Source organism: Variovorax paradoxus (assembly GCF_902712855.1).
Taxonomy (GTDB): Bacteria; Pseudomonadota; Gammaproteobacteria; order Burkholderiales; family Burkholderiaceae_C; genus Variovorax; species Variovorax paradoxus_Q.
In genome coordinates, this window is record NZ_LR743507.1 from 5410407 (window position 1) to 5423699 (window position 13293).

The 13293-nt window shown below is 69.3% G+C and carries 12 protein-coding genes and 1 pseudogene; 8 read left to right on the forward strand and 5 right to left on the reverse strand.

What is annotated here, in order from left to right; translation table 11 throughout:
- Positions 1-20 precede the first annotated feature (20 nt).
- The 3 genes from glyS to glyQ all read right to left on the reverse strand — a co-directional run bounded on the left by glyS (position 21) and on the right by glyQ (position 3745).
- A complete protein-coding gene (glyS, locus tag AACL56_RS25680) occupies positions 21-2153 on the reverse strand; it encodes a glycine--tRNA ligase subunit beta (RefSeq protein ID WP_339092613.1) in 2133 nt (710 codons plus the stop codon).
- Positions 2154-2257: 104 nt separating this feature from the next.
- Positions 2258-2809: a metal-dependent hydrolase gene (locus AACL56_RS25685; RefSeq protein ID WP_339092614.1), complete on the reverse strand. Its 552-nt coding sequence runs from the start codon at positions 2807-2809 to the stop codon at positions 2258-2260.
- 27 nt (positions 2810-2836) lie between these two features.
- The gene (glyQ, locus tag AACL56_RS25690; protein ID WP_339092615.1) at positions 2837-3745 is read right to left on the reverse strand and encodes a glycine--tRNA ligase subunit alpha; all 909 of its coding nucleotides are present in this window, start codon (positions 3743-3745) and stop codon (positions 2837-2839) included.
- 246 nt (positions 3746-3991) lie between these two features.
- Between glyQ and AACL56_RS25695 the strand changes: the two genes are divergently transcribed.
- Genes AACL56_RS25695 through AACL56_RS25705 form a run of 3 tightly spaced genes read left to right on the forward strand, consistent with a single transcriptional unit; the run spans position 3992 to position 6639 of the window.
- Complete coding sequence (locus AACL56_RS25695) at positions 3992-4960, forward strand: diacylglycerol/lipid kinase family protein (RefSeq protein ID WP_339092616.1); 969 nt, start codon at positions 3992-3994, stop codon at positions 4958-4960.
- A gap of 18 nt (positions 4961-4978) precedes the next feature.
- Positions 4979-5809, forward strand: coding sequence for a metallophosphoesterase family protein (locus AACL56_RS25700; RefSeq protein ID WP_339092617.1), 831 nt, complete (start codon positions 4979-4981; stop codon positions 5807-5809).
- An 11-nt stretch (positions 5810-5820) separates the two neighbouring features.
- Positions 5821-6639 carry a phosphatase PAP2 family protein gene (locus tag AACL56_RS25705; protein WP_339092618.1) on the forward strand — a complete coding sequence of 273 codons (819 nt, stop codon included), beginning with the start codon at positions 5821-5823 and terminating at the stop codon, positions 6637-6639.
- Positions 6640-6907: 268 nt separating this feature from the next.
- Here the strand turns inward: AACL56_RS25705 and AACL56_RS25710 are convergent, their stop codons facing one another.
- Entirely contained in the window at positions 6908-7978 is a 1071-nt protein-coding gene (locus tag AACL56_RS25710; protein WP_339092619.1) for an asparaginase, read from the reverse strand.
- 169 nt (positions 7979-8147) lie between these two features.
- On the opposite strand from AACL56_RS25710, the pseudogene AACL56_RS25715 reads away from it, so the two are divergent.
- Positions 8148-8824: pseudogene (locus tag AACL56_RS25715) on the forward strand (TetR/AcrR family transcriptional regulator).
- Positions 8825-8977: 153 nt separating this feature from the next.
- On the opposite strand, the gene AACL56_RS25720 reads toward AACL56_RS25715, so the two are convergent.
- A complete protein-coding gene (locus AACL56_RS25720) occupies positions 8978-9310 on the reverse strand; it encodes a hypothetical protein (protein ID WP_339092620.1) in 333 nt (110 codons plus the stop codon).
- A gap of 171 nt (positions 9311-9481) precedes the next feature.
- Between AACL56_RS25720 and AACL56_RS25725 the strand changes: the two genes are divergently transcribed.
- From AACL56_RS25725 to AACL56_RS25740, 4 genes are all read left to right on the forward strand, one after another.
- Positions 9482-10069, forward strand: a complete 588-nt coding sequence (locus AACL56_RS25725; protein ID WP_339092621.1) for an NAD(P)H-dependent oxidoreductase — start codon at positions 9482-9484, stop codon at positions 10067-10069.
- On the forward strand, positions 10066-11343 hold the full coding sequence (locus AACL56_RS25730; RefSeq protein WP_339092622.1) for an amidohydrolase family protein: 1278 nt from the start codon (positions 10066-10068) through the stop codon (positions 11341-11343). Before AACL56_RS25725 ends, AACL56_RS25730 begins: the two co-directional genes overlap by 4 nt.
- Positions 11344-11362: 19 nt before the next feature.
- Entirely contained in the window at positions 11363-12226 is an 864-nt protein-coding gene (locus AACL56_RS25735) for a creatininase family protein (RefSeq protein ID WP_339092623.1), read from the forward strand.
- A gap of 71 nt (positions 12227-12297) precedes the next feature.
- Positions 12298-13281, forward strand: a complete 984-nt coding sequence (locus AACL56_RS25740; protein ID WP_339092625.1) for an ABC transporter substrate-binding protein — start codon at positions 12298-12300, stop codon at positions 13279-13281.
- The last annotated feature ends 12 nt before the right edge of the window (positions 13282-13293 follow it).

Consider the following 13293-nt stretch of genomic DNA (forward strand, 5'->3'; position numbering starts at 1 on the left):
TGAGGTCGTCGAAGGGATGCTCAGACAGCCAGCCGCTCGAGCTGCGCCACGCGGTTCATCGCGACGTGCAGCGACATCAGCAGGCCCAGGCGGTTCAACCGCAGGTCGGCCTGCTCGGCGTTGACCATCACACCGTCGAAGAAGGCATCGACCGGCTCGCGCAGCGCGGCCAGCGTCTGCAGCGAGGCGGTGTAGTCGCCGGCTTCGAACTGGGCGTTGGCTGCGGGCACGACCTGTGCCATGGCGCCGTGCAGCGCCTTCTCTGCGGGCTCCTGCAGCAGCAGCTCGCTGACGTGCGCGTCGGCCTCGGGAGCCTTCTTCAGGATGTTGCCGATGCGCTTGTTCGCGGCGGCCAGCGCGGCGGCGGCGGGCAGGGCGGCAAAGGCGCGCACCGCAGCCAGCAGCTTGGGCACTTCGGCCAGGCGTTGCGGGCGCGGGGCGAGCACGGCATCGACTTCCTGCGCGCTGGCGCCCTGCTCGCGCAGGCTGCCGGCGAGGCGGTCGAGGATGAAGTCCTGCAGCTCGACGGTGGCCTTGCCGCTGTCGAAGCCGGCAATGCCGCCAAACTGCGTGGCGGCGTCCTGCAGCAGCGTGTTCAGGTCGAGCGCGAGGTCCTTCTCGATGAGCATGCGGATCACGCCCAGTGCATGGCGGCGCAGCGCGAACGGATCGCGATCGCCGGTGGGCAGGTTGCCGATGCCGAACATGCCGACCAGCGTCTCGAGCTTGTCGGCCAGCGCGACGACCAGGCCGACGTTGTTGCGGGGCAGTTCGTCGCCCGCGAAGCGCGGCTTGTAGTGGTCCTCGATGGCGTCGGCCACCGCGGCGTCGAGTCCGTCGTGCAGCGCGTAGTAGCGGCCCATGGTGCCCTGCAGTTCCGGGAACTCGCCGACCATGTCGGTCACGAGGTCGGCCTTGGCCAGCTGTGCGGCCTGCGTGGCGTGGGCGGCCAGAGCGGTGTCGCCGATCTTTTCGGCAATGCCGCGTGCGATGCGCATCACGCGTTCGACGCGCTCGCCCTGCGTGCCCAGCTTGTTGTGATAGACCACCTTGCCCAGCGACTCGACGCGCGAGGCCAGCGACTTCTTGCGGTCCTGGTCGAAGAAGAACTTGGCGTCGGCCAGGCGTGGCCGCACCACGCGCTCGTTGCCGCCGGTGACGGCGCTCGCGTCGTCGGGGCTGATGTTGCTGACGACCAGGAACCTGTTGGTGAGCCTGTTCGACGCGTCGAGCAGCGGAAAGTACTTCTGGTTGGCCTTCATCGTGAGGATCAGGCATTCCTGCGGCACTTCGAGGAACTCGCGCTCGAAGCTGCAGACCAGCACGTTGGGGCGTTCGACCAGCGCGGTGACTTCGTCGAGCAGCGCATCGTCATGGATGGGCACCGAGCCGCCGCCGACCGTCACGGCGGCCGCCGCAAGCTGGCGCGCGATCTCGGCGCGGCGCGCCTCGAAGCTCGCAATGACGGCGCCTTCTTCCTGCAGCTGCAGCGCGTAGCTGTCGGCGTCGCGCAGCACGACCGGGTCGATGGCCGCCTCGAAGCGATGGCCGTGCGTGTCGCGGCCGGCCTTCAGGCCCAGCGCCTCGATCGGCACCACGGCGTTGCCGTGCAGCGCCACCAGGCCGTGTGCAGGACGCACGAAGCTCACGCTGGTCCAGCCGGGCAGCTCGCTGCCTTCCTCGAGCTGGTAGGTCATGACCTTGGGAATCGGCAGCTTGGCGATGGCCTCGGCCAGCGCCTTCTGCAGGCCTTCGGCCAGCGTGGCGCCCTTGGCGGTGCTTTCGTAGAAAAGGGCTTCGGCCTTGCCGTCCATCGCGCGCTTGAGGCCGGGCACGGCGGAAGCGTCGGCGCCCAGCGCACCCAGGCGCTTGAGCAGCGCGGGCGTGGGCTGGCCCGAGGCGTCGAGACCGACGGCGACGGGCATGAGCTTTTGCGACACCGCCTTGTCGGCGGCGCGCCCGGCCACGTGCGTGAGATGCACGGCCAGGCGGCGCGGCGAGGCGTAGGCGGTCAGCACGGCGCCGGGCTCGGCGAGCCCCTGCGCCGCGAGTTGGTCGCGCAGCACGCCGGCAAAGGCATCACCGAGCTTCTTCAGCGCCTTGGGCGGCAATTCCTCGACAAACAGTTCGACAAGAAGGCTGGCAGACGACATGGCTCAGAGGGCTTTTGAAAATGGGCCGCGGGCGGCACCGGCCACGGGCGCGCAGCGATGCGGCACCGTGGAAGGGAAAGAAGAAGAAAAAGGACGAATCGGGTTCATGCGGCCACGGCGCCATGGCGCCGCTCCACGTTGCGGCGCGCGACGAGCACGAGCACCGCGGCCACCAGCAGCGGCGCCCACACGGTGACCATCTCGTTGAACAGCACCGCCGCGCCACGCGGCGAGAAGAACTTCTTCAGCGCGATGGGCGACACCTCGATGGGGCGCCACGGGCTGAAGTAGCGAACGTCGCTGAATGGCCAGAAGAGGGCGATGCCGATGCCGCCATTGGTCAGCATGTCCAGCAGCGGATGCGACACGGTGCACAGCGAGATCCACGCCCAGCCGGCGGCCCGGCGCATGCCCCAGCGCGGCGCGAGCCACCAGCCCGCAAGCCCCAGCAGCAGCGCGAACACCAGCGTGTGCGTGAAGCCGCGGTGCCCCGTCATGCCGCCGTAGGCAATGCCGAGCTTGAAGGCGAGGCCGTCGAAGTCGGGCACGATGGACGCGAGCATGCCGGCCAGCAGCGCCGTCGCCGGCACGCGCCGCGTGCCCAGCGCGATGGCTGCGCAGACGGGAACGGCGACGTGGGTGAAGACGGTGGGCATGCAATGGCTCGATGGCTCGGGGCCCGCTCAGGCGGCCTTCTTCGGCGGGATCTGCGCGACCCAGTCGCGCGGCGCCATCGGGAAGCCCAGGCGCTCGCGGCTGTCGTAGTAGCTCTGCGCCACGCTGCGCGCGAGGTTGCGGATGCGGCCGATGTAGGCCGCGCGCTCGGTCACGCTGATCGCACCGCGCGCGTCGAGCAGGTTGAAGCTGTGCGCGGCCTTGAGCACCTGCTCGTAGGCAGGCAGCGCGAGCTGTTCGGTCATGAGGTGCTTGGCCTGTTTTTCGTGCGCGTTGAAGGCGGTGAAGAGGAACTCGGCGTCGCTGTGCTCGAAGTTGTAGGTCGACTGCTCGACCTCGTTCTGCTTGTAGACGTCGCCGTAGCTCAGGCCGTCGGTCCAGGTCAGGTTGTAGACGTTGTCCACGCCCTGCAGGTACATGGCCAGGCGCTCCAGCCCGTAGGTGATCTCGCCGGTGATCGGCTTGCAATCGATGCCGCCGACCTGCTGGAAGTAGGTGAACTGCGTCACTTCCATGCCGTTGAGCCAGACTTCCCAGCCCAGGCCCCAGGCGCCGAGCGTGGGATTTTCCCAGTCGTCCTCGACGAAACGGATGTCGTTCTTCTTCAGGTCGAAGCCCAGGGCCTCGAGGCTGCCGAGATACAGCTCCAGGATGTTGCTGGGCGCGGGCTTGAGCACGACCTGGTACTGGTAGTAGTGCTGCAGGCGGTTGGGGTTCTCGCCGTAGCGGCCGTCCTTGGGGCGGCGGCTGGGCTGCACGTAGGCGGCCTTCCAGGGCTCGGGGCCGAGGGCCCGCAGGAAGGTGGCGGTGTGCGAGGTGCCCGCGCCCACCTCCATGTCGTACGGTTGCAGCAGCGCGCAGCCCTTGTCGGCCCAGTACGACTGCAGTTTGAGAATGATTTGCTGGAAGGTCAACATGAAGCTGGCCGGCGTCGCCGGACATTGGACGGTAGCGCGGCGACACGCCGCGAAAGCGGGCGATTTTACGTTCGGAGGGCAACTCTCCCACAGCGGGTCGGGAAGTCGCCTGCTGGCACGGCCGGACAGGGGATGGGACAACACCGAACCCGCCGCATGCGGCGGGACCGACCGGGCGCCAGCCGCGCCCGCTTTGCCGCTGGTCCTTTCCTTGTAAGCCCACCCTTTCTCCATCGCCTTCCCTCCATGCCAGTGCCCGAAACCGGACCCGACGCCCCTCTCTTCATCGTGCTCAACGCCGGCTCCGGCAGCGAGGACGCGACCGAGGCCCGCCGGGTCATCGAGGAAGGCTGCGCCGCGGCCGGCCGCCGGCACCGGATCTTCATGATCGACGGCCCTGGCCGGGTGCAGGCGCTGGCGCGAGAGGCGGTGGAGCGGGCGCGGGCGGTGGGCGGGGTGGTGGTGGCGGCGGGCGGCGACGGCACCATCAACGCGGTGGCCCATGCCACGCTGGGCAGCGGCTGCGCTTTCGGCGTGCTGCCGCAGGGCACCTTCAACTACTTCAGCCGCACCCACGGCATTCCGCGCGATACCGCGCAGGCGCTGCAGGTGCTGCTGACCGAGCAGCCACGGCCGGTGCAGGTCGGCCTGGTGAACGACCGGGTGTTCCTGGTCAATGCCAGCCTCGGCCTGTATGCCGAACTGCTCGAAGAGCGCGAGACCTACAAGGCGCGCTACGGACGCAGCCGCTGGATCGCCTTCGGTGCCGGCCTGCTGACGGTGCTGCGCGGCCACCGGAACTGGGACCTGCGCATGGCCTCGCGCGGCGTCGAGCGCGACATCCGCACGCCGACGCTGTTCGTCGGCAACAACCCCCTGCAACTGCACCAGGTCGGCATTGCCGAGGCCGACATGCTCGAACAGGGCCGGCTGGCCGCCATCGCGCTCAAGCCCGTGGGGCCGCTGGCCATGCCCGGCCTGCTGGTGCGCGGCGCGCTCGGCCGGCTCGGCGGTGCCGACGAGGTGCTGAGCTTCCCCTTCGAATCGCTCACGGTGAAGGCCCGGCGCCCGCTGGGCGCGCGCCGCGTCAAGGTGGCGACCGACGGCGAGATCGGCTGGGTCGACATGCCGCTGCTGTTTCGCGTCTCGCCCGAGCCGCTCTGGCTGGTGCGCCCGGCCGAGACCGCGCCCGAGCTGGAAGCGGCACGCGCATGAGTCGCCGATGAACAGCCGATGAGTTGCCTGCTGCAGATCTCCGACCCTCACTTCGGCACCGAGCAGCCCGACGTGCTGCGTGCGCTCGAGCAGCTGGCGGCCGCGCTGGCGCCGGGCGTGGTGGTGCTGTCGGGCGACATCACGCAGCGCGCCACCGCCGCGCAGTTCGCAGCGGCGCGGGCTTTCGCCGACCGGCTCGGCCGGCCGGTGCTCGCCATTCCGGGCAACCACGACATCCCGCTGTTCCAGCTGGCGGCGCGCGTGTTCGCGCCCTACGGCCGCTACTGCCGCGCCTTCGGGGACGACCTGGAGCCGACGTTCGAGTCGCGCGAGTGGCTGGTGGCCACGGTCAACACCACGCGCTGGTACCGGCACGAGGACGGCGCGGTCTCGGCCGAACAGATCGAGCGGGTGGCACGGCGGCTCGCCCAGGCCTCGCCGTCGCAGGTGCGCGTGGTGGTGACGCACCAGCCGGTGATGGTCACGCGCGGGCAGGACCTCGGCAACCGCCTGCATGGGCGCGAGCAGGCGGTGGCGCGGTGGTGCGCGGCCGGCGCCGACCTGATCCTGGGCGGCCACATCCACCTGCCGTTCGTGCGGCCGCTGCACGACGCCTTTCCGGGCTGCGCGCCCACTGCCTGGGCCGTGCAGGCCGGCACGGCCACCTCGACCCGGGTGCGCGCCGGGCATCCCAATTCGGTGAACGTGGTGCACGCGGACATCGCCGGGGGCGCCGACGGCCGGCGCGCCTGCCGCGTCGAACGCTGGGACTACGTCGCGCGCGACAAGGCCTTCGGCTGCGCCGAAGTATTCGGCCTTTCCCTTGCCAGCGAGGCGGTGCAGCCTTAGGGTGCGCCGCTATGTCGACCGAAGCCCCCCTTGTTCTTGCTGCACGGCAGCTCGGCGCGCATGCGCTGCCCTGGTTCCTCGTCCTTCTTGCGGTGGCCGTGATCGGCGCCGGCCTTGCCTGCCACACGCTGCAGAAGCGGCACTTCCGGACGCTCGATACCGAGGAGCCCAGCGAGCCGCGCATCGCGCTCGGACTCGCATCAGGCTTCATGCTGATCCTGCTCGCGTCGAGCCTGTTCGCCTGGATCGCATCGAACATCTCCGACGGCCGCGTGCTCGGCCAGGCCGACCATGCCCTGACCGACGCCATCGCCCTGCACCTGCCGCGAACCGCGTTGGTGGCCTTCAGCTGGCTCACGCACCTGGGCGACGCGGCCTTCCTCGCGCCGGTGTGCCTGCTCGTGGCGGCGGTGCTGTGGTGGCATGCGCACCGCGGGCTGGCGCTCGGTTGGGTGCTGGCCTTGGGCGGCACCGTCGTGCTGAACCCCGCGCTCAAGCAGATCTTCGCGCGGGCTCGTCCGCTGCACGACCACGGCCTTGCGCTGGAGACCAGCTACAGCTTTCCCAGCGGCCACAGCGCCGGCGCCATCGTGAGCTACGGAATGATGCTGTACCTCCTGCTGCGCACCCTGCCCCCGCGCTGGCACGTGCCCGGCGCCATGGCCGCGGCCGCAGCCATCGTCACCATCGCGTGCAGCCGCATCTTCCTGCAGGTGCATTTCGCAAGCGACGTCGCAGCCGGCCTGCTGACCGGCCTGGCCTGGCTCCTCGTGTGCGTGAGCAGCCTCGAGTACGCACGCCACCGCCAACAGCGACGCGCGCTGGCCTGAGCCAGCCGCATGTGTTGCCCCCGGCGGGGACAGGCGAAGCGACACGAAGTGCCGCGAAGCCTGGGGACGAGTCAAGAACACCGCGGAACCGGCTGCGCCGGGCCGCAGGTGTTGCCCCCGGCAGAGGGAAGGAGAAGCGGACACGAAGTGCCGCGAAGCCTGGGGGCAAGTCCAGAAACACCGAGGAACCGGCTTTGCCGGGCCTCTGGTGTTGCCCCCGGTAGGGGGTAGGCGAAGCGACACGAAGTGCGCGAAGCCTGGGGGCGAGTCAATACTCCCAGAAGATGCGCTGCAGCTCCTTGGTGTCGCTCGTCTTGGTGAGCGCCACCATCGCCAGGATGCGCGCCTTCTGCGGACGCAGGTCGTGGGCCACCACCCAGTCGTACTTGTCGTCGGGCTGCTCGGCGTTGCGGATGACGAAGCCGTCGGGCACGCGCGAGCTGCGGATCACGATCACGCCGTCGGCGCGCGCCTTCTGCAGGTTCGGCACGATCCGGTCGGCCACCGAGCCGTTGCCCGTGCCGCCATGGATCAGCGCCTTCGCGCCGCTCTTCGCGATGGCGTCGATGGCCACGGAAGACACGCCCTCGTAGCCCATGGCGATCTCCACCGGCGGCAGCGCGGTGATGCTGTCGATGTCGAACTCCGAGTTCATCGTGTGGCGCTTCACCGGTGCGCGGAACCAGTAGTTCCTGCCCTCGACCACCATGCCCAGGGGACCCCACTGGCTGGAGAACGCGCTGGTCTTGATGTTGACGTTCTTGCTCACGTCGCGGCCGCTGTCGATGTTGTCGTTCATCGTCACCAGCACGCCCTTGCCCATGGCGTCCTTGCTGCCCGCGACGTTCACCGCGTCATACAGGTTCAGCGCGCCGTCGGCCGATAGCGCGGTGCCCGGGCGCATCGAGCCGACCACCACGATCGGCTTGGCGGTATGCACGGTCAGCGTGAGGAAATAAGCGGTTTCCTCGAGCGTGTCGGTGCCGTGCGTGATCACGATGCCGTCGACATCGCTCTGCTTCGACAGCGCCGAGACGCGCCTGGCGAGCACCAGCAGGTTGTCGTTGGTGAGGCTTTCCGATGCGACCTGGAACACCTGTTCGCCGCGCACGTTGGCCACCTTGGAGAGTTCCGGCAGGCCGGCGATGAGCTTCTCCACACCTACCTTGGCGGCCGCGTAGGTGGCGCTGTTGACGGCCGAGGCGCCTGCGCCGGCGATGGTGCCGCCGGTGGCGAGGATCACCACGTTGGGCAATGCCTGCTGCGCCTGGGCAAGCGCGCTGGCGGCCAGCAATGCGGCGCCCGCCGCAAGGGCCCTGAATCGGGGAGAGAGGTACATGGAGAACTCCTTGTCGAGGTGGAATCTTTCGAAGCGGCGGGAAAGATACATGAACCATGCCGGCATGCGGCGCGCCTCCATGCCGCCATCGCATGCGCCCATGCACGAGGGATTACCATCGGCCGCGCGGCCGCATCAGAGGCTGCGCAAACCGCCGCCTTCCCCGACCATGAACGCCGATCCTGCCGCTCCCCTCGTCTCGCCCGCCCAGGAAATGCCCGCCCCGACGGTCCGCTGTCGCGCGCACGTCCCGGCCGCGAACGCATCATGGCGGCCATCCGCGCGGCGGCCATCGCGGAGTTCAGCCTGCACGGCCTGAAAGGCACGTCCACGCAGGCCATCGCGGCGCGCGCCGGCCTCACCAAGCCCCAGCTGCACTACTACATCGTCGGCAAGGAAGAGCTCTACGAGGAGCTGCTGATGCAGGTGCTGCACGCGTGGAAGGTGGTGTTCTCGTTCGAGGACGCGAGCGACCCGGGCACGGTGCTGGGCGACTACATCCGCAAGAAGCTCGACCATGCGATCGACAGCCCGGAGATGTCGCGCATCTTCACGCGCGAGATCCTCGATGGCGGGCGCAACCTCGACCGCTACTGGCCCAACGCACGCGCGTGGACGCAGAAGAAGGTGGACATCATCAACGGATGGATCGCGCGCGGCCAGATGCGCCCGCTCGACGCGCGCATCCTGCTGATGCACATCTGGGCCATGACGCAGAGCTATGCCGACTACGCGATCCAGACGCGCGTGATGCTCGGCCTGCCGCCCGACGCCCCGATCGACCGCGAGCCGATCGCGCGCGAACTCGTGGCCTTCGTGCTGAACGGCTGCGGCATCCGGGCCTGAAAGCCCCGCGCCACGGACGACACCCTGCAGCCGAGCGCATTTCAGTCGCTGCTGCAGCAGGCGAAGGACCGGGGCGCGTCGGCCTGCACGGGCCCGTTCGTTGTGCGTGTCGCCGGACCGCACCCGGACGAGCGGACGGAACCGAGCTCCGGGCTACAGCCCGTGCACGATCCAGGTGTCGGCGGGCGCCGTGGGCACGCGCACGGTGCTCTCGCCGATGCGATCGAAGCGGTACTCGCGCCCGCCGATCACGGCTGACTTCATGTTGGTCCACACGCGGTACTCGTAGCCGCCGTCCACCGGCGTGACATCGAGCACGCGGAACACGGGCGGCACGACGACGGTGATGTGCAGCCGGGCCGACGCGCTGCCGCTGCCGTAGGCCGACTCCGCACGGCACGGCGCCGGCACGAACATCAGCGCGCCCAGCAGCGGAATCACCGCGCCGCCCGCGCAGCGCCCCGATTGAAGCCAACGTCCCGTCATGCCACCGATCCGAAAGGAATGAAAGCGGGCGCCCTCCGCGCCCGTCTTCCGGATATCGGCAAGCCGTGGCGGAATTGAAGGGCCGAAGGCACGCCCCAGTCCGGTGCACACGCGCTGGCACGTCGCTTGCATAACCTGACCACTTGCTCTGATTAAGCGGTCAAACACACCATGCGCGTGCTCGTCGTCTACTGCCATCCGGTTGAAACCAGCTTCCACGCGGCCCTGCACCAGGAGGTGCTGAAGAACCTGCGCGCCGCCGGGCATGAGGTGGACGACTGCGACCTGTACGCCGAGGGCTTCGACCCGGTGCTGTCCCGCGAGGAACGGCTGGGCTACCACGACGTGCCCGCCAACCGGCTGCCGCTGGCGCCCTACGTGGAGCGGCTGCAGTGGGCCGAGGGCATCGTCTTCTGCTTTCCGACGTGGTGCTTCGGCCTGCCGGCGATGCTCAAGGGCTACTTCGACCGGCTCTTCATGCCGGGCGTGGCGTTCGACATCAGCGACCCGGCCAACGTGAAGCCGATGCTCACGCACATCAAGCGCATCAGCGCCGTGGTCACCTACGGCCGGCCGCGCTGGGTGGCGATGTACATGGGCGACCCGCCGCGCAAGATCGTCACGCGGTACATGAAGCGGCTGACCGGCCATGGCGCCAAGGTCGACTACCACGCCCACTACCACATGAACGTGGCGACCGAGCCCCAGCTGAAGCGCTTCATGGTCAAGGTCGGCAGCGCAATGGCACGCTTCGCATGAGCGCCCCGAACCCCTCCCTGCTGGACAACGTGCGGCTGCCGCGCTGGCTGCTGCCGACCGATTGGCCGCAACGCGACGGCGTGCCGGTGCCGGCTTGCATCGCCATCGGCGCGGGTCGCGTGCAATCGGTGCAGCCGGCCGCCGGGCACGCCGCGGGCCCCATGGCCTGGGACCTCGCGGGCACGCTGGCGCTGCCGGGCTTCGTCGATGCCCACACGCACCTCGACAAGGCCTTCACGTTGCCGCGCATGAAGCAGGTGCAGCCCGGCCTGCTCGGCGCGATCGACGCGATGCTGGCCGACCGCGTGAACTGGACGCCTGCCGACGTGCGAGAGCGCGCCGCGCGCGGCCTGCAGTGGGCCTGGGAATGCGGCACCACCCACCTGCGCACGCACGTCGACTGGTGGGAGCCCGAATCGCTGCCGATGGCCTGGCCCGTGATGGCAGAGCTGGCACAGGAATGGGCAGGCAAGGTGCGCCTCGAGCAGGTGGCCCTCATCAAGCTGCCGCTGTTCGAGGACGCGGCGCAGGCGATGCGCCTGGCGAAGCAGGTGAAGGCCACCGGCCCGCACGCGCTCCTCGGCGGCTTCGTGCACTCCACCAACTGGAGCGAGAACGCGCTGCGCAACCTGCTGGTGTCGGCGCAGGCCTGCGATCTCGACATCGACCTGCACGTCGACGAGGAACTCAACCCCGCGGCCGTCGGCCTGCAGACCACCGCGCGCATCCTGCGCGAGATTGGCTACGAAGGCCGAGTGACCTGCGGCCACATCTGCGCGCTCGCGGCCCAGCCGGAGGCCCAGGCCTTCGCCACGCTCGACGCGGTGGCGCGCGCGCCCATCACCGTGGTGTCGTTGCCCGCCACCAACCTGCTGCTGCAGGACGCTGTCACCGGCCGCACGCCACGGCAGCGCGGCATCACGCTGGTAAAGGAAGCGCGCGAGCGCGGCATTCCGCTGCTGTTCGCGAGCGACAACGTGCAGGACCCGTTCTGCCGGCTCGGCAGCTTCGACCCCGTGGAAGCGCTGGGCACCGCGGCGCTGGTGGCGCAGCTCGACGAACCCTTCGACACCTGGTCGCAGGCGCTGTGCCGCGGCGACTGGCTGCGCCGCGAGAACTCGCCCGCGCGCCCCACGCTGGCCGGCCGCAGCGCCGACCTGGTGCTCTTCACCGACGCCGACCGCTTCGGCTGGCCCTCGCGCACCGCCAACCGCGTCGTGCTGCGCGACGGCCGCGTGGTGCGCGGCGACGCCACTGTCTTCCTTCCCCGGTAAACGCACAACAAGGACACCCATGCTCCACGGCTACATTCCGCCCCACCGCTTCCTGCCCTACCTGAGCTGGACCGAGATCGCCGCGCTGCCCGACCGCGAGAACACCGTCATCGTGCTGCCCTGCGGCGCCATCGAGCAGCACGGCCCGCACCTGCCGTGCTCGGTCGACAGCGTGATCTGCTCGGGCGTGATGGGCAAGGCGCTCGAGAAGCTGCCCGCCGAGGTGCGCGCCTTCGCGCTGCCGACCATCACCTACGGCAAGTCGGAAGAGCACCTGCACTTCCCGGGCACCATGACGCTCACCGGCACCACGCTGCTGTCGACGGTGATCGAGATCGGCGAGTCGGTCTACCGCTCGGGCTTCCGCAAGCTGCTGTTCGCCAACGGCCACGGCGGCCAGCCGCAGGTACTCGAGATGGCGGCGCGCGAACTGCGCCTGCGCCACGGCGACTTCGTGGTGGTGCCGCACGGCGTGTCGCGCCTGCCGAGCGCGGCCAGCAAGCAGGTGAGCGAGCAGGAGAAGAAGCTCGCGATGCACGCCGGCCATTCCGAGACCGCGCTGATGCTGGCGCTCGCACCCGAAACGGTGCACATGGAGCGCGCGGTGGCCAACTTTCCGCCGCCCTTCCCCATCAGGCTGCTGTCGGCCGACGGCCGTCCGGCCTGCGCCTGGACCGCGCGCGACTTCGGTCCGAGCGGCGTCATCGGCGACCCGACCACCGCCACGCGCGAACAGGGCGACGCCATCCTCGACACGCTGTCCGACAGCTGGGTGCAGGCGCTGACCGAGCTGCACGCGCTGCGCTGGGTCGTGCGCGAGGAAGCCACCTGGGAGCGCGGCCACCAGCAGGGCTTCGTCCAGCAGAGCTTCACTCCGGCCTGAGCCTGCTTCTTGCATCGGCCTCGCACCGCATTCCTTTTTCAACGTTCCCACAGCCTTCGAGAGGTTTCCCCATGCGCTCCTTCGCACTGTCCATTGCCGGCGCTGCCGCCATCGCCTTCCTCGCCGCCGCGCCCGCGCAGGCCGAGGACAAGTTCACCTACATGACCAACTGGTACGCGCAGGCCGAGCACGGCGGCTTCTACCAGGCCGTGGCGCAAGGCATCTACAAGAAGCACGGCCTGGACGTGACCATCAAGATGGGTGGCCCGCAGGTCAACATCACGCAGATGATGGCCGCCGGCCAGGCCGACTGCATCATGGGTTCGAGCGACATCCAGATGATGCAGGTGCGCGAAGGCGGCGTGCCGGTGGTGAACGTGGCGGCCTTCTTCCAGAAGGACCCGCAGGTGCTCATCGCCCACGATGACGTGAAGAAGTTCGAGGACCTGAAGGGCAAGACGCTGCTGATCGGCGCGCAGGCCAACCGCGGCTACTGGCCGTGGCTGAAGGCCAGGTTCGGACTGACCGACGACCAGACGCGTCCGTACACCTTCAACATCCAGCCCTTCGTGGCCGACAAGAACACCGCGCAGCAGGGCTACCTCACCTCCGAGCCCTTCGCCATCCAGAAGGCCGGCGTGAAGAGCACCGTGCTGATGTTCAGCGACCACGGCTTCCCGGCCTATGCGACCACGGTGTCGTGCATGGAGAAGACGCTGAAGGACCGCAGCAAGCAAGTGGCAGCGTTCGTGAAGGCGTCGGCCGAAGGCTGGAAGAGCTATCTGGCCGACCCGGCGCCCGCCAATGCGCTGATCAAGAAGGACAACCCCAACATGACCGACGAGCAGCTGGCGTACAGCGTGGCCAAGCTCAAGGAGATGGGAATGATCACCGGCGGAGATGCCGCCAAGCTCGGCATCGGCGTGATGACCGACGCGCGCGCGAAGGCGAGCTACGACTTCCTGGTGAGCGCGAAGCTGCTCGACCCGGCCAAGGTGGAGCTCGCGAAGACGTACACCACCGAGTTCGTCAAGGACGCCAAGGTCCTGCCCTGAGGTCCTGCCCGG

What these genes read in the sequence shown, in the direction of transcription:
- AACL56_RS25705 (WP_339092618.1), top strand. Translation starts at nt 5,821, where the DNA reads ATGTCGACCGAAGCCCCCCTTGTTCTTGCTGCACGGCAGCTCGGCGCG.
- AACL56_RS25700 (WP_339092617.1), top strand. Translation starts at nt 4,979, where the DNA reads ATGAGTTGCCTGCTGCAGATCTCCGACCCTCACTTCGGCACCGAGCAG.
- AACL56_RS25735 (WP_339092623.1), top strand. Translation starts at nt 11,363, where the DNA reads ATGCTCCACGGCTACATTCCGCCCCACCGCTTCCTGCCCTACCTGAGC.
- AACL56_RS25720 (WP_339092620.1), bottom strand. Translation starts at nt 9,310, where the DNA reads ATGACGGGACGTTGGCTTCAATCGGGGCGCTGCGCGGGCGGCGCGGTG.
- AACL56_RS25710 (WP_339092619.1), bottom strand. Translation starts at nt 7,978, where the DNA reads ATGTACCTCTCTCCCCGATTCAGGGCCCTTGCGGCGGGCGCCGCATTG.
- AACL56_RS25695 (WP_339092616.1), top strand. Translation starts at nt 3,992, where the DNA reads ATGCCAGTGCCCGAAACCGGACCCGACGCCCCTCTCTTCATCGTGCTC.
- glyS (WP_339092613.1), bottom strand. Translation starts at nt 2,153, where the DNA reads ATGTCGTCTGCCAGCCTTCTTGTCGAACTGTTTGTCGAGGAATTGCCG.
- AACL56_RS25685 (WP_339092614.1), bottom strand. Translation starts at nt 2,809, where the DNA reads ATGCCCACCGTCTTCACCCACGTCGCCGTTCCCGTCTGCGCAGCCATC.
- AACL56_RS25725 (WP_339092621.1), top strand. Translation starts at nt 9,482, where the DNA reads ATGCGCGTGCTCGTCGTCTACTGCCATCCGGTTGAAACCAGCTTCCAC.
- glyQ (WP_339092615.1), bottom strand. Translation starts at nt 3,745, where the DNA reads ATGTTGACCTTCCAGCAAATCATTCTCAAACTGCAGTCGTACTGGGCC.
- AACL56_RS25740 (WP_339092625.1), top strand. Translation starts at nt 12,298, where the DNA reads ATGCGCTCCTTCGCACTGTCCATTGCCGGCGCTGCCGCCATCGCCTTC.
- AACL56_RS25730 (WP_339092622.1), top strand. Translation starts at nt 10,066, where the DNA reads ATGAGCGCCCCGAACCCCTCCCTGCTGGACAACGTGCGGCTGCCGCGC.